Origin of the sequence: Pseudomonas sp. LJDD11 (assembly GCF_024584215.1) — a bacterium.
In the GTDB taxonomy this organism is placed as follows: domain Bacteria; phylum Pseudomonadota; class Gammaproteobacteria; order Pseudomonadales; family Pseudomonadaceae; genus Aquipseudomonas.
In genome coordinates this window covers 61,250-79,801 of sequence record NZ_JANJFL010000011.1, presented here as the reverse complement: position 1 = coordinate 79,801, position 18,552 = coordinate 61,250, and the positions used below count along the sequence as shown (strand labels likewise).

Below are 18,552 nucleotides of genomic sequence, written 5' to 3'. Positions count from 1 at the left end.
CGTAGGTTCATTGCTCCACAGGCGTGTCGGGGTGGTTGCCCCATTCGCTCCAGGAGCCGGCATAGGCCTTGACTCGCGGGTAGCCCAGTGCTTTGGCGGCCAGATAGGTAAAGCCTGAGCGGCGATGGCTCTGGCAGTGGGTGATGATTTCCTTGTCCGGGGTGATACCCAGTGCTTCCAGGGTCTGGCGCAGATCGGTACGAATGCGCAGCTGACGCTCTTTGTCCATGCCAGCGGTCCACTCGAAGTTGATCGCGCCGGGAATGTGTCCGCCTTTGGCCGCCAGCACTTTGCTGCCGGTAAATTCCTCGGGCCCGCGGGCATCCCAGATCGCAAGATCGGCAGCACCCAGGCGGCTCTGCAGGTATTCGCGGGTGGCGGTGGGCGCGCTTTGCAGGCTCAGGCTCACTGCGCTGTGGCGGGTGGGCGATGCTTCACTGGACAGCGGCAGCCCGGCGGCCTCCCAGGCCAGCAGTCCGCCATTGAGGTAGTGGTAGCGGGAGTGGCCGATGACGTCCAGCAGCCAGATAAACCGCCCGGCCCAGCCACCGCCTTCGTCGTCGTAGACCACGTATACCGCATCGCTGCGGTGCCCCAGTTCGCCGAACAGGCGCTCCAGATCGCTCAGCGCGGGCGCAAGGCCCGGAGCGGGAGGCTGGCCCAGCTGGGTGCGCTTGGGCTCTATGAAACAGGCGCCGGGAATGTGTCCTGCGTCATAGCGGGCCTGATTGGTCAGATCGACAAGGATCAGCTCCGGCGCCTCCAGGCGAGGCTGCAGGTCACTGGCTTCAATAACCAGTGGCAAGTCGTTAAACACGGACATTTCCAGCCTCCCTTCATGAGCAAAGGCGTGGATTGTAGCCCAGAGCCGGAAAGGCCTGCACGCCGATAAGACAGTCTGAACCTGTCAGCCCCGCCAGCGATCACACAGGTTTCGCCCGGCCGGTGCTTTTGAGCTGGGTAAAGTTGACCAGGGCACGTTCCACACACTGCGCCGTCTTGGCGAATGCCTGTACGGTGATCTCCGACATCGGGCTGCCACCTTGGTCGGCAATCGCCAGGATCAGCACTTTGCCGTTGCAGCTCAGCGAGCGGATCAGTAAGTGCTGGCCCTTGAACAGGGTCTTGAAGGCCGGCGGCAGCAAGGCTGCGAACTGTGCGTGGTTGGCCGGTGTAAGACGCAGTTGGGTCGGCTGGGCCAGCAGTCGTTCCAGTACCTTGCTGTCTTTGATCTGAAACTGTAATGCGGCATTTTCCGCACCCAGGCCGGCCAGTTGATGCACGCGCAGCAGGCCAGTGTTCTTGTCCGGCATCAGCAGCATGACCCGCTGCATGCCGCTCGCCACCAGCGCATCGCGGGCGGTGCTGATCAGGTGCATGGCGTTGTTGAACGGGGAGGGCTCGACCAGCATGTCGGCGCACAGTTTGCGCCAGCGTTGCAGGTCATCGGCAGAAGGTGCGGCAGCGGGTTCATGGCCATTGCTGATGCGCCGAAAATCCCACGGCCAGAGCAGCGCCTGGGCGGGATGCCAAAGATCGTCCGCCGCATGCTGGCGAGCGCTGCTGGCAGCGTTCTGGTGTACCTGTTGCTGGGTCTGGTCCATTGACTGTTGCAGGTACAGACTGCTCAGCAGTTCCCAGCGCAGGCAGTGCGGGCTGTTCCAGGCCTGCTGTGCGGCCAGCGCCAGGCCATTACCCATCAATACCGTATTGGCTGGCTGGTTGAACCAGCGTTGCAGATCGGCGTTGGCATCCATGTCGCGCTGCTGTTGCAGCGGGTCGTGATTTTCCCTGGCGATACGCAGCGCCTTGACCCATTCGCGGCGCTCTTTGATCAGTACGGTATAGCCACGCGTGACCCAGACCGGCAGGCGCCAGACCGTGGCCAGTGCCTGGCACAAGTCCAGCAGCTTGACGCCGAACAATTCAAGCTCGACCGTGCGGCTTGATTCGCCTTTATGAATGACCCGCAGTTCCCATTCTTCCAGCAGCTTGGGGTGGGCCAGCGCCAGTGGCCAGAGCGGTGCGAGGAACAGCAGGCTGCCCAGATGAATATCCTGCCAGAGCCGCGCCAGACGGCTGGCGAACAGGCCATTGGCCTGTTGGGTGGCATGCTGGCTGATCAGAATCAGTTGACGGTAAGCCTGGGGGACTTCCTGCGCCTGTTTGGCCGGCAGGCGATTAAGCAGCACTTCGGTGCGGGCCAGGCCCAGGCGATTGAGCGCCACTTCAAGACTCTCGGCCGGCTCTGTGATGCCATGGCTGTGCTGGTTGGCCTCGCGCAGCACGCTCAGCACCAGCGCCGGGCTGTCTTGCATCATGTCGGCAATATCACGCAACGAACGACGGCTGTCGTTCAGTGCGGCGCGCACACGGGCGTGATTGGCCTGTGCAACGGGCAGGGCAAGATCATCCAGTTGTTTGACCCAGGCTTCAAGTGTCTTGGGGCGTGGGAGGTGCGATGTGCTGGCTATCGGCATACGGAAGGCCTGTGCGGCTGAGATCGTTCAGCAGTGGATACGCTTTTTCATATATGGATGCGTCATGTATTGTTACACCCTGTTTCGATAGCAAAACAGGTTTTTCACGGCAACAGCCTATAGTCTGGCTCAGGCGGGCCGATAAGCAGAACAACAGTTTCATGAATCACCGCACATCTCCCTGAACCCGACTCAACAAGTATTTGTACCTATGGCCAAAATCATCGGCATCATTGTCGTTTTCGCGAGCGTTCTCGGCGGATACATGCTATCCCACGGTCAATTGGCAGCGCTGTTCCAGCCATTTGAAATCGTCATCATTGGTGGTGCAGCGCTGGGCGCCTTTCTGCAGGCCAACCCTGGCCATATGACCATGCATGTGTTCAAAAAGTCGCTGAAGATGTTCAGCACTCGCTTCACGCATGCCTATTACCTCGAAGTGCTGGGTCTGGTGTACGAGATTCTCAACAAGAGCCGCCGCGAAGGCATGATGGCCATCGAAGGGGACATCGAAGAGCCGGCTTCCAGTCCGATCTTCGCCAAGTACCCTGGCGTACTCAAGGATGAGCGCATGACCGCCTACATCTGCGATTACCTGCGCATCATGTCGTCCGGCAACATGGCTCCTCACGAGCTTGAAGGCCTGTTCGACATGGAACTGTTGAGCATGAAGGAAGAGCTTGAGCATCCTTCCCACGCCGTGACCGGCATTGCCGACGGTATGCCCGGTTTCGGTATCGTGGCCGCGGTACTGGGTATCGTGATCACCATGGCCATGCTGGGAACCGGTGACAAGGCCGCCATCGGCCAGCACGTGGCGGCGGCACTGGTCGGTACCTTCTTCGGTATCATCGCGGCGTACGGCTTCTTTGGTCCGCTGGCTTCTTGCCTGGCGCACGATGCCAAGGAAGAAATGAACGTCTACGAGTCGATCAAGGCGGCTCTTGTGGCCTCGGCTTCCGGCATGCCGCCATCACTGGCCGTCGAGTTCGGTCGCAAGGTGCTTTACCCCGCCCACCGCCCCAGCTTCAGCGAGCTGGAACAAGCCGTACGTGGTCGCTAAACCATGGAAAATAATCAGCCAATAATCGTCAAGCGCGTCAAGCGCTTTGGCGGGGGGCACCACGGCGGTGCCTGGAAGATCGCCTTTGCTGACTTTGCGACAGCAATGATGGCGTTCTTTCTGGTGCTCTGGCTGTTGTCGGCTGCGACTCCGGAACAACTGGTGGCCGTGGCCGGTTACTTCAAGGACCCGGTCGGCTTCAGCGACAGTGGCTCGCCCTATGTCATCGACCTGGGCGGCTCGCCGGAAATGTCTCCTAACCAGACCCTCAACCCCGAGGTCAAGAGTACGCCGAGCCCGGACACCGTGCCGATCGAGGCCGAGTCTGCCGAAGCCAAGGCCGAGCAGGTCGAGCAGGAACGCATGGAAATGCTCCTGCTGGAGTTGCAGAACAAGATTGAAGAGAGTCCGGAGCTGCAAAAGTTCAAGGACCAGATCCTGCTGGAGATCACTCAGGACGGTTTGCGTATCCAGATTGTCGATGCCGATAACCGGCCAATGTTCGACTCCGGCAGTGCGCGGCTCAAACCTTACTTCGAAGACATCCTGCTGGCGATGTCTGACACCATCAAGGCTGTGCCGAACAAGATCAGCGTCAGTGGTCATACAGATGCCAAGCCGTTTGCCGGTACCGGTGAGTTCGGCAACTGGGAGCTGTCGGCCAACCGCGCCAACGCTGCCCGTCGTGCGCTGATCGCCGGTGGCTACCCTGAGCAGCAGGTGGCACGAGTGGTGGGGTACGCGTCCTCGGCGCTGTTCGATCGCCAACATCCGCTGAACCCGGTCAACCGGCGTATCGATATCATCGTGCTGACCCGCAAGGCCCAGCAGCGTATGGATGGTGACCAAGGCAGTGCGCCGCCGGTCAATCCAGCCCCGGCGGCACCGGGTGCTGCGGCGCCTGGAGCCGCTGCGCCTGGCGCGGCGAACGGCAGCCAGGCGCCGGCCGTGCTGCCGCATGAGGTTCGTGAACGGGTCAATATCTTCGATCAGGGGCCGCTCAGGGCGCCGGGTAGCAACCCGTAATCTGCCTGGCTGTCAGGCCGCCCCTGTAGCGTGCAGCAGGGGCGGCTGGCAGCTTTGCTGCGCCAGTCTCAGTATTCGTCTTGCGGCAGACTGGCCAGGATCGAGCGGTAGCTGTGCATCCGTTGCGGATGGATGCGGCCTTGTTCCAGCGCATTGAGCAGCGCACAACCCGGCTCGCGGTCATGCTTGCAGTCGCGAAAGCGGCATTTGCCCAGCAGATCATTGAACTCGATAAAGCCGGCCTCGACGTCGTCCCGGCTCACATGCACCAGGCCAAATTCGCGGATACCCGGCGAGTCGATCAGATCACCGCCGCCCGGGAAGTGGAACAGGCGTGCGGTGGTGGTGGTGTGGGTGCCTTGTCCGGAAAACTCCGATAGCGGCCCGACCCGGGTGCCGACTTCCGGCAACAGGCTGTTGACCAGCGATGATTTGCCGACCCCGGACTGGCCGACAAATACACTCACTTTGCCATCCAGTTGCTGTTGCAACTGCTGCATGCCATCGCCCTGATGGGCAGATACTTCGAGCACCGGATAACCCAGGCCGCGATACACCGACAGCAGGTCGTTGAGTACCACGCTGTTGTGTTCGTCGATCAGATCAGCCTTGTTGAGCAGCAGCAACGGGTGGATGCCGGCATGTTCGGCGGCGACCAGGTAGCGATCGATCAGGTTGGCATGCGGCTCAGGCATCGGCGCGAAGACGATGACGATCAGGTCGACGTTGGCCGCGACCGGCTTGAGCAGCCCGCGGCTGTCAGGGCGGCACAGTTCGGTGCTGCGCGGCAGTTGCGCGACAATCACGCCAACGCCCTGATTGCCGGCCCGCCACACCACTTTGTCGCCAGTGACCAGTGCCGGCAGGTTGGCGCGCAGGTAGCAGCGGTAGGTCTGGCCGCGATGCTCGCCGTCCTGGGCCTCGACTTCGACCTGCACACCGAAATGAGCAATCACCTGGCCGAACTCTTCCGGGCCCAGGTCGCCGCCTTCCAGAATCTCCAGCGCCTGGGTCTCACGTTTGGCGGCGCGAGCGGCGCGTTCGCCCTGGATCTTTTCGATGCGCCAGTTCTGGCGGCGGTTGAGTTGGCGTTTGGCCATGGGATTCCCGGTCAATGAGCTCGAACGCGCGATACTAGCATGCCGACGCTGAGCTAAACTGCGCGCCTATGCTGAGGAGCCAATATATGCAAAGCAAGAGCAACCTGATCTGGATCGATCTGGAAATGACCGGCCTGGACCCTGACAACGATGTAATCATCGAAATGGCCACCATCATCACTGACAGCGAGCTCAATACCCTGGCCGAAGGCCCGGTGATTGCGGTGCACCAGAGTGACGAGATTCTGGCCGGCATGGATGAGTGGAACACCCGTCAGCATGGCGGCTCGGGGCTGACTCAGCGGGTCCGTGAGAGCACCATCGACAGCGCCCAGGCCGAGGCCCTGACGCTGGCGTTCATCAAGCAATGGGTGCCGGAGCGCAGCTCGCCGATCTGCGGTAACAGCATCTGCCAGGACCGGCGCTTCCTGTACCGGCACATGCCAACGCTGGAAAACTACTTTCACTACCGCAACCTTGACGTTTCGACCCTCAAGGAGCTGGCGGCCCGCTGGTCGCCAGAGCTGAAGTTCAAGAAGGGCAGCACTCACCTGGCACTGGACGATATCCGCGAATCCATTGCTGAGCTGCGTTTTTACCGCGAAAACTTCATCAAGTAAGCACGCTGCTTCAAGCGCGCAGTCAACAAAGCCCTTTGCACCCTTTCAGTGCGTCGGGCCGCCGGGTAGACTGCGCGGCTTTGTCGCAGGGGGTAACGCCATGTTGTTGATGCTGTATCTGATGGCGATTACCGCCGAGGCCATGACCGGCGCGTTGTCCGCAGGACGACGGGGCATGGACTGGTTTGGCGTGGTGCTGATTGCCTGTGTCACTGCGTTGGGTGGTGGGTCGGTGCGCGATGTGCTGCTTGGTCATTACCCTCTGACCTGGGTGAAACACCCCGAATATCTGGTACTGACCAGCGTCGCGGCGCTGGTGACGATCTTCATCGCGCCGCTGATGCGGCATCTGCGCTCGCTGTTTCTGGTGCTCGATGCCGTGGGCCTGGTGGCTTTCACCCTGATTGGCTGCCTGACCGCCCTGGAAACAGGGCACGGCATGCTGGTCGCTTCGGTCTGTGGCGTGATCACCGGAGTGTTCGGCGGCATTCTGCGCGACATCTTCTGCAACGATATTCCGCTGATCTTCCGCCGCGAGCTCTATGCCAGCGTGTCCTTCCTTGCTGCCTGGTGCTTCCTGGCTTGTCGCTACCTTGGCGTGTCAGATGAGCAGGCGATCCTGATTACCCTGTTCGGCGGCCTGTTGATGCGCCTGTTGGCGATCCGCTTCAAATGGGAAATGCCGAAGTTCGTTTACAAGGATGACCACTGAACGCAGCCCCTACCCCGCAGGGCGTGCTGCTCTATGGCCCATTCGACATGCTCACGGACCAGTTCTGACGGGTGCTCACGTCGTGCCTCCAGGGCCTGCAGCACGCTGATGGTCGAGGGCGCGTTACCCAGCCCGACGGCCAGGTTGCGCAGCCAGCGCTCATAGCCGGCGCGGCGCAGGGGCGAGCCTTCGGTGCTGCTGAGAAAGCGCTCTTCGTCCCACATGAACAGCTCGGCCAGCCCGGCATTGTCGAGGTTATGGCGCGGCTGGAAATCGCTTTGCTCGGTGGGTTTGGCGAAGCGGTTCCATGGGCAGACGATCTGGCAGTCATCACAGCCGAATACCCGGTTACCGATCAGTGCTCGCAACTCGACAGGAATGGCGGTTTTCAGCTCGATGGTCAGGTAGGAAATGCAACGCCGGGCATCGAGCACATACGGGCCTACAAACGCTGCCGTCGGGCAGATGTCCAGGCAGGCGCTGCACCGGCCGCAATGCTCGGTGGCGTGGGGCGGGTCCACCGGCAGCGGCATGTCGACGAACAGCTCGCCAAGAAAGAAGAAACTGCCGGCCTTGCGGTTGAGTACCAAAGTGTTCTTGCCGATCCAGCCCAGCCCGGCCTGTTCGGCAATGGCTTTTTCCAGTACCGGGGCGCTATCGACGAAGGCCCGGTAACCGAACGGGCCGATCGCCTGCTGAATGCGCTCGGCCAGTTGCTGCAGACGTTTGCGCACCAACTTGTGGTAATCGCGGCCCAGCGCGTAGCGCGACACGTAGGCTTTTTCCGGTTCAGCCAGGCGTTGGGTCATCTCGCTGTCGCCTGGCAGGTAGTCCATGCGCAGCGACACCACGCGCAAGGTGCCAGGCACCAGTTGCTCGGGATGGGAACGTTTGCTGCCATGCGCGGCCATATAGTCCATCTCGCCGTGGTAGCCCGCGTCGAGCCAGCGCTCCAGATGCTGTTCATGCTCGTTGAGATCAAGGCCGCTGATGCCGACCTGCTGGAAGCCCAGTTCGCGGCCCCAGGTCTTGATCGACAGGGCAAGTTCGGCGAGTTCGTCGCCGGTCAGTTGTTCGGTAGTTGCGGGCATGCGAAAGGAGAAAATAAGACCAAGGTGCGTATAATTCTGCCAGATATCGGAGCCCACACACGCATGCCAGATACTCAAAGCCATTTACCCGACGCGCTGTACACCGCTGAACAGGTCCGTGACCTCGATGCGCGGCTGATTGCCGCCGGCACGCCAGGTCTGGAGCTGATGCAGCGTGCGGCCCGTGCGACCTGGCGTGCAGTGCGCCGACGCTGGCCCGAGGCGGGCGTGCTGACGGTGCTGGCCGGGCATGGCAACAACGCCGGCGACGGGTATCTGGTGGCACAGTTGGCGCATCAGGCCGGTTGGGTGGTGCGGGTTCTGGCGGTGGGTGATCCGGCTGCTCTGCATGGCGATGCCGCCACGGCCCATCAGCAGGCTCGCGCAGCGGGTGTCGAAATCCTCCAATGGCTGGGCCAGCCGCTGGTCGGTGTGGTAGTTGATGCGCTGTTGGGCACCGGGCTGCGCGGCGAGGTGCGTGAGCCCTATAAAGCGGCCATTGAAGCCATCAATGCGGCGGACCTGCCGGTGGTTGCGGTGGATATCCCCTCCGGTCTGAGTGCTGACACGGGGCAGGCGCTGGGCTGCGCCGTGTGCGCCGATCTGACCGTGACCTTTATCGCTCTGAAGCTGGGCCTGTTCACCGGCGATGCGGCTGATCATGTCGGGCAACTGCTGTGTGAAGATTTGCAGGCTGACCCGCAGTCGCTCAGCCAGACGCCGGCCACCGCGACACGGCTTGACAGCGCCAACCTGGCAACTCTGGCGCCGCGCCCGCGTACTGCGCACAAGGGGCAGTTCGGCCGGGTACTGGTGGTGGGCGGTGATCACGGCTTTGGCGGCGCCGCGCTGTTGAGCGCCGAAAGTGCATTGCGCAGCGGCGCCGGGATGCTGACCCTGGCAACCCGCGCTGAACACGTCACGGCTGCGCTGGTGCGCATGCCGGAAATCATGAGCACCGGGATTCATTCGGCCAACCAATTGACCGGGTTGGTCGCTGCCGCTGATGTGCTGGTGGCAGGTCCCGGTCTGGGGCAGGGCGGTTGGGCACGCAGCCTGCTGTCTGTCGTTGCCGGTGCCGACAAACCGCAGGTGTGGGATGCCGATGCACTCAACCTGTTGGCGGCCGGCCAGGTCAGGCTGCCGTCGGGCTGTGTCATCACCCCGCACCCTGGTGAGGCGGCACGGTTGCTGGGTGTCACGACGGCCGAAGTGCAGGCCGACAGGCCCGCAGCGGTTCGCCGTCTTGCAGAACAGTTCAAGGCTGTTTGCGTGCTCAAGGGCAGTGGCAGCCTGATTGCCGATCCGCAGGGGCGCCTGGCGCTCTGTGATCGGGGGCATCCAGCCATGGCCAGTGCCGGGCTGGGCGATGTGCTGTCCGGTCTGATCGGTGCCCTGTTGGCGCAGCACATGCAACCATTCGAAGCGGCTTGCCTGGGCGTCTGGCTGCATGCCAGGGCCGGTGAGCTGGCAGGCCTGGAGGGGCGTGGGCTGCTCGCCAGTGACCTGATCGTGATCATTCGTCGCCTGTTGGAGGAGCTGCAACCGTGTCTGAAGTAACCCTGCAGGTAGATGGCGAAGACGCCATGGTGGCATTGGGCGCGCAGCTGGCGCAGCTCACTGCGGCAAAGGGTGTGATTTTTCTCGAAGGTGACCTGGGCGCGGGCAAGACCACCCTGTCACGCGGACTGATCCGCGGCCTGGGTCATGAAGGGGCAGTCAAAAGCCCGACCTTTACCCTGGTCGAACCCTATGAAATCGGCGCGCTGCGGGCTTTTCATTTCGACCTGTATCGGCTGACCGACCCTGAAGAGCTGGAGTACATGGGCATCCGCGATTACTTCGCCGATGATGCACTGTGCCTGATCGAATGGCCGGCCCGTGGCAAGGGGTTTTTGCCAAAGCCCGACCTGACCATTACCATTACGCACCAGGGTGCCGGTCGTACGGTGACCCTCAACCCGCAAGGCCCGCGTGGCGAACGCTGGTGCGCGGCCCTGGCCTGATGAGCCAGGCAGAATTCACAGAGAACTTTTACTGATATGGGGATGAATATGCGCATGCGCGCGCCGCTGGCGGTGCTTGGTTTGCTGTTGATGGCCATGGCCGTCGATGTGTGGGCGGCCGCGACCCAGGTGCGCAGTGTCCGCCTGTGGCGCGCCCCGGACAACACCCGGCTGGTCTTTGACCTGTCGGGGCCGGTGCAGCACAGCGTATTCACGCTGACCGCTCCGGATCGGCTGGTGATCGACATCAATGGTGCGACCCTGAGCGGGCCATTGAACGTGGCGACCGCCAATACGCCGATTACCAGTGTGCGTTCGGCGCAGCGCACCCCTACGGATTTGCGCGTGGTCGTTGACCTGAATAAGGCTGTGACCCCCAAGAGTTTTACCCTGGCCCCTAACCAGCAGTACGGCAATCGTCTGGTGGTCGACCTGTTCGACAACGCCGCCGATGCCAACCCGCCGCCGAGCCTGCCGGAGACCACAGTGGCCACTGCGCCAGCGGTACCGATCAGCCCGGCCAAGCCCGATGTCAAGCTCACTCCGGTCCCAAGCGGCAAGCGCGACATCGTGGTGGTGATCGATGCCGGTCACGGCGGCGAAGACCCGGGAGCTTCGGGCGGCAAAGGGCAGATCGAGAAGCATGTGGTGCTGTCGATCGCCAAAGAGCTGCAGCGCCAGATCAGCGCGGAGAAGGGCTACCGGGCCGAGTTGACCCGCACTGGCGACTACTTCATTCCGCTGCGCAAGCGTACCGAGATCGCCCGCGCCAAAGGGGCTGACCTGTTCGTGTCGATTCATGCTGACGCCGCGCCGTCCAAGGCGGCGTTCGGCGCCTCGGTGTTCGCTTTGTCCGATCGCGGCGCAACATCGGAAACCGCACGCTGGCTGGCCGACAGTGAAAACCGTTCCGACCTGATTGGTGGTGCCGGTGCCGTGAGCCTTGACGACAAGGACCGAATGCTTGCCGGTGTGCTGCTTGACCTGTCGATGACCGCCTCGCTGTCGTCGAGCCTGAACGTCGGGCAAAAGGTCTTGAGCAGCATCGGCCGGATTACGCCGCTGCACAAATCCCGTGTCGAGCAAGCCGGCTTCATGGTGCTCAAGTCACCGGATATCCCGTCGATCCTGGTCGAAACCGGCTTTATCTCGAATGCCAACGAGGCCAGCAAGCTGACCACCACTTCGCACCAGCAGGCGCTGGCCCGTTCGATCAACGCCGGGGTCAAGCAGTTCTTCCAGCAGAACCCGCCGCAGGGCACCTACATCGCCTGGCTGCGTGATAACGGTAAACTGGCTCAGGGGCCGCGCAACCACGTCGTACGCTCCGGTGAAACCCTGGCCATGCTTGCTGCGCGCTATGAGATGAGCATGGCGACCCTGCGCAGTGCCAACGGGCTCAAGACTGACGATCTGCGCATTGGTCAGGACCTGCGAATCCCCAGCGTCGAGGTTGCCACCCAGCCATGACGGATCTGCTTGTTGACGACCAACCCGCACAGGACGCTGCAAGCGTTTCTCCTGCGGCGCGTATCCAGTTGCTCAGCCCGCGCCTTGCCAACCAGATTGCTGCCGGTGAGGTGGTCGAACGCCCGGCCTCGGTGGTCAAGGAACTGCTGGAGAACAGCCTGGATTCCGGTGCCCGGCGCATTGATGTCGATGTCGAGCAGGCCGGCGTCAAGCTGCTCAAGGTGCGTGATGACGGCCGAGGCATTGCGGCGGATGATCTGCCGCTGGCGCTGGCCCGCCACGCGACCAGCAAGATTCGCGAGCTCGAAGACCTTGAGCGGGTGATGAGCCTGGGCTTTCGTGGTGAGGCGCTGGCGTCGATCAGTTCGGTGTCGCGTCTGACCTTGACTTCCCGAACCCGTGACGCCGATCAGGCCTGGCAGGTCGAAACCGAAGGTCGTGAGATGAACTCCAGGGTCCAGCCATCGGCGCACCCGGTGGGGACATCGGTCGAAGTGCGTGACCTGTTTTTCAACACCCCGGCACGGCGCAAGTTTCTCAAGGCCGAAAAAACCGAATTCGATCATTTGCAGGAAGTCATCCGGCGTATGGCGCTGGCGCGTTTCGACGTGGCCTTCCACCTGCGCCACAACGGCAAAAGCGTCCTGAGCCTGCATGAAGCCCATGACGACACGGCCAAGGCGCGGCGTGTCGGGGCCATCTGTGGTCCGGGTTTTCTGGAGCAGGCGCTGCCGATTGATATCGAGCGCAACGGCCTGCACCTGTGGGGCTGGGTCGGCTTGCCGACCTTTTCGCGCAGCCAGGCCGACCTGCAGTATTTTTTCGTCAATGGCCGTGCGGTGCGCGACAAGCTGGTTGCCCATGCGGTGCGGCAAGCCTATCGCGACGTGCTATTCAATGGTCGTCATCCGACCTTCGTGTTGTTTTTCGAGGTCGATCCGGCAGCAGTGGATGTCAACGTCCACCCGACCAAGCATGAAGTGCGTTTTCGTGACGGGCGCATGGTCCATGACTTCCTGTACGGCACCCTGCACCGGGCGCTGGGCGATGTAAGGCCGCAGGATCACCTGCCCGAGGCGCAACCCGAGGCACCGATCCAGCGGCCGAGCGGTCTGCAGGCTGGCGAGTTCGGGCCACAAGGCGAGATGAGCCTGGCTGCGCACGCGCTGGAGCGCCCGCAAGGCCAGGCTTATGGCGCGCCGGCAGGTGGCGCAGGGGCCGCTGGCGGCGGTTCTGGCGGTTACCAGTATCAGTACACGCCGCGGCCCACTTCCAGCCTGCCGACTGCTGAGACCCAGAACGTCTACCGCGAATTCTATGCGCCACTGGCCGGCGCCGCGCCGGCGTCTGAGGTGGCGTCGCTGCCGGAGTCAAGCGGCGACATCCCGCCGCTGGGCTATGCCCTGGCGCAGCTCAAGGGGATCTACATCCTGGCCGAAAATGCCCATGGTCTGGTGCTGGTGGATATGCATGCCGCGCATGAGCGGATCATGTATGAACGCTTGAAGGTGGCGATGGCCCATGAAGGTCTCAGTGGTCAGCCGCTGTTGGTGCCTGAGTCGATTGCGGTCAGTCAGCGCGAAGCCGATTGCGCCGAGGAACACCTGGATACCTTCCGGCAGTTGGGCTTCGAATTACAGCGGCTGGGGCCGGAAAGCCTGGCGATTCGGCAGATTCCGGCACTGCTCAAACAGGCCGAGGCCAATCGGCTGGTCAGCGACGTGCTGGCCGATCTGATGGAGTACGGCACCAGTGACAGGGTCCAGGCACACATGAACGAGTTGCTTGGCACCATGGCGTGCCACGGCGCGGTACGTGCCAACCGGCGGCTGGCGATCCCGGAAATGAACGGTTTGCTGCGTGACATGGAAAATACCGAGCGCAGTGGCCAATGCAACCACGGGCGGCCCACCTGGACCCAGATGGGCCTGGATGATCTGGACAAACTTTTCCTGCGCGGTCGTTGAATGAATGCTTTACCTGCGGCCATCTTTCTCATGGGGCCAACCGCTGCGGGCAAGACTGATCTTGCCATTGAACTCACCAGGGTCCTGCCTTGTGAACTGATCAGCGTCGACTCGGCACTGGTCTATCGCGGCATGGACATCGGCACGGCCAAGCCGTCGAAGGCGCAACTGGCCGAGTTTCCACACCGCTTGATTGACATTCTCGACCCCTCGCAAAGCTACTCGGCAGCCGATTTTCGCCGCGATGCTCTTGAGGCCATGGCTGAAATTACCGCGCGCGGCAATATTCCTTTGCTGGTCGGCGGCACTATGTTGTATTTCAAGGCTCTATTGGAGGGGCTGGCCGACATGCCGTCCGCCGATGCCGGGATACGCGCACAGCTTGAAGCCCAGGCGCAGGCTCACGGGTGGCAGGCGTTGCATGACCGGTTGGCCGAGGTGGATCCGGTGTCGGCGGCGCGTATTCATCCCAATGACCCGCAGCGGTTGATTCGCGCGCTGGAGGTTTATCTGGTCAGTGGAATGAGCATGACGGCGCACCGCGAGCAACAAATTGCGCAAAGTGCCGAAGGATCAGCATCGGGACAGGGACAATTGCCCTATACTGTCGCCAGTCTTGCGATAGCTCCGGCTGATCGCAAGGTATTGCATGACCGCATTGCCTTACGTTTTGTGCAAATGCTGGAACAGGGATTTCTGGACGAAGTACTGGCACTGCGCTCAAGAGGCGATCTGCACGCAGATCTGCCGTCCATCAGAGCCGTCGGTTATCGCCAGGTCTGGGATCATCTGGATGGCAAGCTTACACGTGAAGAGATGCAGGAACGCGGCATCATTGCCACGCGCCAGTTGGCCAAGAGGCAGTTCACCTGGCTACGCAGCTGGAAGAACCTGCACTGGCTTGACAGTCTGGATCGCGACAATCTGCCACGCACCTTGAAATACCTGGGATCGGTCTCCATATTGGACTGAGTCCCTGCAATGGCTGTCTATCCTTGGGGGGTGGCGGTCCAAGCCAATCGAATTCGTTTTACTATTATTGATCCTTAAAGGAGTGCGGCACATGTCAAAAGGGCATTCGCTACAAGACCCTTACTTGAATACCTTGCGCAAAGAGAAGGTCGGCGTTTCGATCTATCTGGTCAACGGTATCAAGCTGCAAGGTACGATCGAGTCGTTCGATCAGTTCGTCATTCTGCTGAAAAACACCGTCAGCCAGATGGTGTACAAGCATGCTATTTCCACTGTTGTTCCGGTCCGTCCAATCCGCCTGCCAAGTGCTACCGATGAAGCAGGTGATTCCGAGCCTGGTAACGCCTGATAGGAGCCTGCCTTGTTCTTTGAGCGCCACAGCGGTGGTGAGCGGGCGTTGCTCGTTCATCTGGAAGGTCAAGACCCTGAGGCGCGCGAAGATCCGCAGGAGTTTCAGGAGCTGGCTCTGTCGGCCGGCGCCGATACCGTCGCACTGGTCAACGTGCCACGGCATCGTCCATCGGCCAAATACCTGATCGGAACCGGCAAGGTCGAGGAACTTCGCGACCAGGTCCGCTCCGGTCATGTCGATCTGGTGATTTTCAATCACACCCTCACGCCCAGCCAGGAGCGTAACCTCGAACGTGTCTTTGAATGCCGGGTGCTCGATCGTACCGGGTTGATTCTCGACATCTTCGCCCAGCGTGCGCGTACCCATGAAGGCAAGCTGCAGGTTGAACTGGCCCAGCTTGAGCATATGAGTACCCGCCTGGTTCGCGGCTGGACTCACCTTGAGCGGCAAAAGGGTGGTATCGGGCTGCGCGGTCCTGGTGAGACCCAGCTCGAAACCGACCGTCGTCTGCTGCGGGTGCGCCTGCGGCAGATCAAGGGCCGTCTGGAGAAGGTGCGCAGCCAGCGCGATCAGGCGCGGCGCGGGCGCAAGCGGGCGGATATCCCTTCGGTTTCGCTGGTCGGCTATACCAACGCAGGCAAGTCGACGCTGTTCAATTCAGTGACCGATTCTGAGGTCTATGCGGCCGACCAGTTGTTCGCCACCCTCGATCCGACCCTGCGTCGTCTGCAGCTTGACGACCTGGGGCCGATTGTTCTGGCCGATACCGTGGGTTTCATTCGCCACCTTCCGCACAAACTGGTCGAGGCGTTTCGCGCCACGCTGGAAGAATCGAGCAATTCCGACCTGCTGCTGCATGTGATCGACGCCCATGAGCCTGAGCGCGATGCGCAGATCGAACAGGTCATGGCCGTGCTGGTCGAGATCGGCGCCCAGGACTTGCCGATACTTGAGGTGTATAACAAACTCGATCTGCTCGAGAATGTCGAGCCGCATATCCAGCGAACCCCTGATGGCAAGCCGGAGCGGGTCTGGCTGTCGGCCCGCGACGGTCGTGGTCTCGACCTGCTCAAGCAGGCGATCGCTGAGCTGTTGGGTGAAGATCTTTTTGTTGCAACCTTGCGTTTACCGCAGCGTTTTGCTCGACTGCGGGCAAGGTTCTTTGAAGTCGGCGCTGTGCAAAGCGAGGTGCACGATGAAGAAGGGGCCAGCTTGCTGGCTGTGCGTCTGCCACGTGTCGAACTCAATCGACTGGTGAGTCGCGAAGGATTGCAGCCGCTGGAGTTCATTGAGCAACACACTTTGCAATAAAAGCGCGGGAAAGCGATAGCACGCCTTTCCCGAGCATTCGGTAGCATGGGGCGGCGCGCCGAGGGCGCGTCTTTGCTTTATCAGATGGAGAGCGCTATGGCTTGGAATGAGCCGGGTGGCAACTCGAACAATCAGGATCCCTGGGGTGGCAACCGTCGTGGTGGCGATCGCAAGGGGCCGCCGGATCTCGACGAAGCCTTCCGCAAGCTGCAGGAAAGCCTGAATGGGTTGTTCGGCGGCGGTAAGAAACGCAGTGGTGATGGCAGTGGCGGCGGCAGCTCCAGCAAGGGCGGCGGCTTTGGCCTGCTGGGCATCGGCCTGTTCGTGGTCCTGGCCTTCTGGTTGTACAACGCCGTCTATGTTGTCGACGAGCAGGAGCAGGCCGTCGTCCTGCGGTTCGGCAAGTACTACGAGACTGTAGGTCCCGGCCTGAACATCTATTTCCCGCCGTTCGACCGCAAGTACATGGAAAACGTCACCCGCGAGCGCGCTTACAGCAAGCAGGGTCAGATGCTGACCGAAGACGAGAACATCGTCGAAGTGCCGTTGACCGTGCAATACCGGATTTCCAGCCTCCAGGACTTCGTGCTGAATGTGGATCAGCCTGAAGTGAGCCTGCAGCATGCCACCGAAAGTGCCCTTCGCCATGTCGTGGGCTCCACGGCCATGGATCAGGTACTGACCGAAGGTCGTGAGCTGATGGCCACCGAGATCAAGGAGCGTTTGCAGCGTTTCCTCGATACCTACCGTACCGGTATCACCATCACCCAGGTGAACGTGCAAAGCGCAGCGGCACCGCGTGAAGTGCAGGAAGCCTTCGATGATGTGATCCGTGCCCGTGAAGACGAGCAGCGTGCCCGCAACCAGGCCGAAGGCTACGCCAATGGCGTGATTCCTGAGGCGCGTGGTCAGGCCCAGCGCATCATCGAGAACGCCAACGGTTATCGCGATGAAGTGATTTCCAGGGCCAAGGGTGACAGCGAGCGCTTCACCAAGCTGGTAGCTGAGTACCGCAAGGCTCCTGAGATCACTCGCGAGCGTCTGTATCTGGAGACCATGCAGGAAGTGTTCAGCAATACCAGCAAAGTGCTGGTCACCGGTGACAAGGGGCAGAACAACCTGCTTTATCTGCCGCTGGACAAGATGGTCGAGAGCGGTCGCAGCAACAATACCGCGACGCCTGCCAGCAATAACGGCTCTGCCGTGAGTGCTGACAATGCTGCTCGCCCGGTCGATATCCAGCAGCGTGAAACGCGTACCAGGGAGAGCCGCTGATGAGCAATAAGTCACTGTTTGCGCTCATCGTGGGCGTGGTGCTGGCGGTTGTCGCCTGGAACAGCTTCTACATCGTTGCGCAGACCGAACGTGCGGTCCTGCTGCAATTCGGTCGGGTCGTACAGCCTGACGTACAGCCTGGCCTGCATGTGAAGGTTCCGTACGTCAATCAGGTGCGCAAGTTCGATGCGCGTCTGCTGACCCTTGATGCACCCACCCAGCGGTTCCTGACGCTGGAGAAAAAGGCCGTGATGGTCGATGCTTACGCCAAGTGGCGGGTCAAGGATGCCGAGCGCTTCTACACCGCGACCTCGGGCCTCAAGCAGATTGCCGACGAGCGGTTGTCGCGTCGTCTGGAGTCCGGTCTGCGTGACCAGTTCGGTAAGCGCACCCTGCATGAAGTGGTATCGGGTGAGCGTGACGCGCTGATGGCAGACATCACCGGCTCGCTGAACCGTATGGCGGAGAAAGAGCTGGGTATCGAAGTCCTTGACGTACGTGTCAAAGCCATCGACCTGCCCAAGGAAGTCAACCGCAGCGTGTTCGAGCGCATGAGCACCGAGCGTGAGCGTGAGGCTCGGGAGCATCGCGCCAAGGGTAACGAGCTGGCTGAAGGTATTCGTGCCGACGCTGATCGTCAGCGCCGTGTGCTGCTGGCTGAAGCCTATCGTGAGTCTGAAGAGACCCGTGGTGATGGTGATGCCCAGGCCGCTGCGATCTACGCCAAGGCCTATGGTCAGGATCAGGAGTTCTACGCGTTCTATCGCAGCCTGCTGGCCTATCGTGAAAGCTTTGCAAGCAAGAGTGACGTGCTGGTGCTGGACCCCAAGAGCGAGTTTTTCCGCTACCTGGAGAAAGCCAAGCCGTAATCCGCATCACCCCATTGGGCGGCAAATCTGTCTCATGGGGTGAACGTACGGTAAAACGTGTGTATCATGCGGCAGCCGGGAAATTCCCGGCTTTTTTGCGTCTGCATGTTTGATTGGCCGTTTGCCTGAGTGCAGGCGGCAGGATTTTTCAAGGAGAGTGGGTCCGAGGCCTGGTTTCGGGTGTTTGTCGTGCCCGTCGTATGGCGACCGCTCTCTGCTTCATTCAAGGCTTGCCCGA

General features: G+C 61.4%; 17 protein-coding genes. 13 read left to right on the top strand and 4 right to left on the bottom strand.

The annotated features are described in order from the left end of the window. Positions 1-7: 7 nt before the first annotated feature. Positions 8-823: a rhodanese-like domain-containing protein gene (locus NRB16_RS14585; protein WP_045486804.1), complete on the bottom strand. Its 816-nt coding sequence runs from the start codon at positions 821-823 to the stop codon at positions 8-10. 100 nt (positions 824-923) lie between these two features. Next, entirely contained in the window at positions 924-2,480 is a 1,557-nt protein-coding gene (locus NRB16_RS14580) for an HDOD domain-containing protein (protein WP_253114532.1), read from the bottom strand. 211 nt (positions 2,481-2,691) lie between these two features. Between NRB16_RS14580 and motA the strand changes: the two genes are divergently transcribed. Both motA and motB read left to right on the top strand, forming a co-directional pair. Continuing rightward, positions 2,692-3,543 carry a flagellar motor stator protein MotA gene (gene motA / locus NRB16_RS14575; RefSeq protein ID WP_045486806.1) on the top strand — a complete coding sequence of 284 codons (852 nt, stop codon included), beginning with the start codon at positions 2,692-2,694 and terminating at the stop codon, positions 3,541-3,543. Between the two features lie 3 nt (positions 3,544-3,546). Beyond that, positions 3,547-4,569, top strand: coding sequence for a flagellar motor protein MotB (motB, locus tag NRB16_RS14570; protein ID WP_045486807.1), 1,023 nt, complete (start codon positions 3,547-3,549; stop codon positions 4,567-4,569). A gap of 68 nt (positions 4,570-4,637) precedes the next feature. Here the strand turns inward: motB and rsgA are convergent, their stop codons facing one another. Beyond that, the gene (gene rsgA / locus NRB16_RS14565; RefSeq protein ID WP_045486808.1) at positions 4,638-5,669 is read right to left on the bottom strand and encodes a small ribosomal subunit biogenesis GTPase RsgA; all 1,032 of its coding nucleotides are present in this window, start codon (positions 5,667-5,669) and stop codon (positions 4,638-4,640) included. Between the two features lie 86 nt (positions 5,670-5,755). On the opposite strand from rsgA, the gene orn reads away from it, so the two are divergent. Together orn and NRB16_RS14555 are read left to right on the top strand one after the other, a co-directional pair. Beyond that, positions 5,756-6,289, top strand: coding sequence for an oligoribonuclease (orn, locus tag NRB16_RS14560; RefSeq protein WP_045486810.1), 534 nt, complete (start codon positions 5,756-5,758; stop codon positions 6,287-6,289). A gap of 100 nt (positions 6,290-6,389) precedes the next feature. Further along, positions 6,390-7,001 carry a trimeric intracellular cation channel family protein gene (locus tag NRB16_RS14555; RefSeq protein ID WP_045486812.1) on the top strand — a complete coding sequence of 204 codons (612 nt, stop codon included), beginning with the start codon at positions 6,390-6,392 and terminating at the stop codon, positions 6,999-7,001. Here the strand turns inward: NRB16_RS14555 and queG are convergent. Beyond that, positions 6,983-8,092, bottom strand: coding sequence for a tRNA epoxyqueuosine(34) reductase QueG (gene queG, locus NRB16_RS14550; RefSeq protein ID WP_257106389.1), 1,110 nt, complete (start codon positions 8,090-8,092; stop codon positions 6,983-6,985). The genes NRB16_RS14555 and queG overlap by 19 nt on opposite strands. A 63-nt stretch (positions 8,093-8,155) precedes the next feature. Here queG and NRB16_RS14545 point away from each other — a divergent pair, with 63 nt between their 5' ends. The 9 genes from NRB16_RS14545 (at position 8,156) to hflC (ending at position 18,314) form a co-directional block, all read left to right on the top strand. Next, positions 8,156-9,652, top strand: coding sequence for an NAD(P)H-hydrate dehydratase (locus NRB16_RS14545; protein ID WP_257106388.1), 1,497 nt, complete (start codon positions 8,156-8,158; stop codon positions 9,650-9,652). Then, complete coding sequence (tsaE, locus tag NRB16_RS14540) at positions 9,640-10,098, top strand: tRNA (adenosine(37)-N6)-threonylcarbamoyltransferase complex ATPase subunit type 1 TsaE (protein WP_253114551.1); 459 nt, start codon at positions 9,640-9,642, stop codon at positions 10,096-10,098. Before NRB16_RS14545 ends, tsaE begins: the two co-directional genes overlap by 13 nt. Positions 10,099-10,146: 48 nt before the next feature. Next, the gene (locus NRB16_RS14535) at positions 10,147-11,568 is read left to right on the top strand and encodes an N-acetylmuramoyl-L-alanine amidase (RefSeq protein ID WP_045494167.1); all 1,422 of its coding nucleotides are present in this window, start codon (positions 10,147-10,149) and stop codon (positions 11,566-11,568) included. After that, positions 11,565-13,535, top strand: a complete 1,971-nt coding sequence (gene mutL, locus NRB16_RS14530) for a DNA mismatch repair endonuclease MutL (protein WP_045486819.1) — start codon at positions 11,565-11,567, stop codon at positions 13,533-13,535. Before NRB16_RS14535 ends, mutL begins: the two co-directional genes overlap by 4 nt. Next, positions 13,536-14,507 carry a tRNA (adenosine(37)-N6)-dimethylallyltransferase MiaA gene (gene miaA / locus NRB16_RS14525; RefSeq protein WP_045486821.1) on the top strand — a complete coding sequence of 324 codons (972 nt, stop codon included), beginning with the start codon at positions 13,536-13,538 and terminating at the stop codon, positions 14,505-14,507. Positions 14,508-14,598: 91 nt separating this feature from the next. Beyond that, complete coding sequence (gene hfq / locus NRB16_RS14520; RefSeq protein WP_045486823.1) at positions 14,599-14,856, top strand: RNA chaperone Hfq; 258 nt, start codon at positions 14,599-14,601, stop codon at positions 14,854-14,856. Between the two features lie 12 nt (positions 14,857-14,868). After that, positions 14,869-16,170, top strand: coding sequence for a ribosome rescue GTPase HflX (gene hflX, locus NRB16_RS14515; protein ID WP_045486825.1), 1,302 nt, complete (start codon positions 14,869-14,871; stop codon positions 16,168-16,170). A gap of 96 nt (positions 16,171-16,266) precedes the next feature. Beyond that, positions 16,267-17,445, top strand: coding sequence for an FtsH protease activity modulator HflK (gene hflK / locus NRB16_RS14510; protein WP_045486827.1), 1,179 nt, complete (start codon positions 16,267-16,269; stop codon positions 17,443-17,445). After that, positions 17,445-18,314, top strand: a complete 870-nt coding sequence (gene hflC / locus NRB16_RS14505; RefSeq protein ID WP_045486829.1) for a protease modulator HflC — start codon at positions 17,445-17,447, stop codon at positions 18,312-18,314. The genes hflK and hflC overlap by 1 nt, the downstream gene beginning before the upstream one ends. Positions 18,315-18,552 lie beyond the last annotated feature (238 nt).

Coding starts and splice junctions, on each gene's coding strand:
- NRB16_RS14585 (WP_045486804.1), bottom strand. CDS start 823: ATGTCCGTGTTTAACGACTTGCCACTGGTTATTGAAGCCAGTGACCTG.
- NRB16_RS14580 (WP_253114532.1), bottom strand. CDS start 2,480: ATGCCGATAGCCAGCACATCGCACCTCCCACGCCCCAAGACACTTGAA.
- motA (WP_045486806.1), top strand. CDS start 2,692: ATGGCCAAAATCATCGGCATCATTGTCGTTTTCGCGAGCGTTCTCGGC.
- motB (WP_045486807.1), top strand. CDS start 3,547: ATGGAAAATAATCAGCCAATAATCGTCAAGCGCGTCAAGCGCTTTGGC.
- rsgA (WP_045486808.1), bottom strand. CDS start 5,669: ATGGCCAAACGCCAACTCAACCGCCGCCAGAACTGGCGCATCGAAAAG.
- orn (WP_045486810.1), top strand. CDS start 5,756: ATGCAAAGCAAGAGCAACCTGATCTGGATCGATCTGGAAATGACCGGC.
- NRB16_RS14555 (WP_045486812.1), top strand. CDS start 6,390: ATGTTGTTGATGCTGTATCTGATGGCGATTACCGCCGAGGCCATGACC.
- queG (WP_257106389.1), bottom strand. CDS start 8,092: ATGCCCGCAACTACCGAACAACTGACCGGCGACGAACTCGCCGAACTT.
- NRB16_RS14545 (WP_257106388.1), top strand. CDS start 8,156: ATGCCAGATACTCAAAGCCATTTACCCGACGCGCTGTACACCGCTGAA.
- NRB16_RS14535 (WP_045494167.1), top strand. CDS start 10,147: ATGCGCATGCGCGCGCCGCTGGCGGTGCTTGGTTTGCTGTTGATGGCC.
- mutL (WP_045486819.1), top strand. CDS start 11,565: ATGACGGATCTGCTTGTTGACGACCAACCCGCACAGGACGCTGCAAGC.
- miaA (WP_045486821.1), top strand. CDS start 13,536: ATGAATGCTTTACCTGCGGCCATCTTTCTCATGGGGCCAACCGCTGCG.
- hfq (WP_045486823.1), top strand. CDS start 14,599: ATGTCAAAAGGGCATTCGCTACAAGACCCTTACTTGAATACCTTGCGC.
- hflK (WP_045486827.1), top strand. CDS start 16,267: ATGGCTTGGAATGAGCCGGGTGGCAACTCGAACAATCAGGATCCCTGG.
- hflC (WP_045486829.1), top strand. CDS start 17,445: ATGAGCAATAAGTCACTGTTTGCGCTCATCGTGGGCGTGGTGCTGGCG.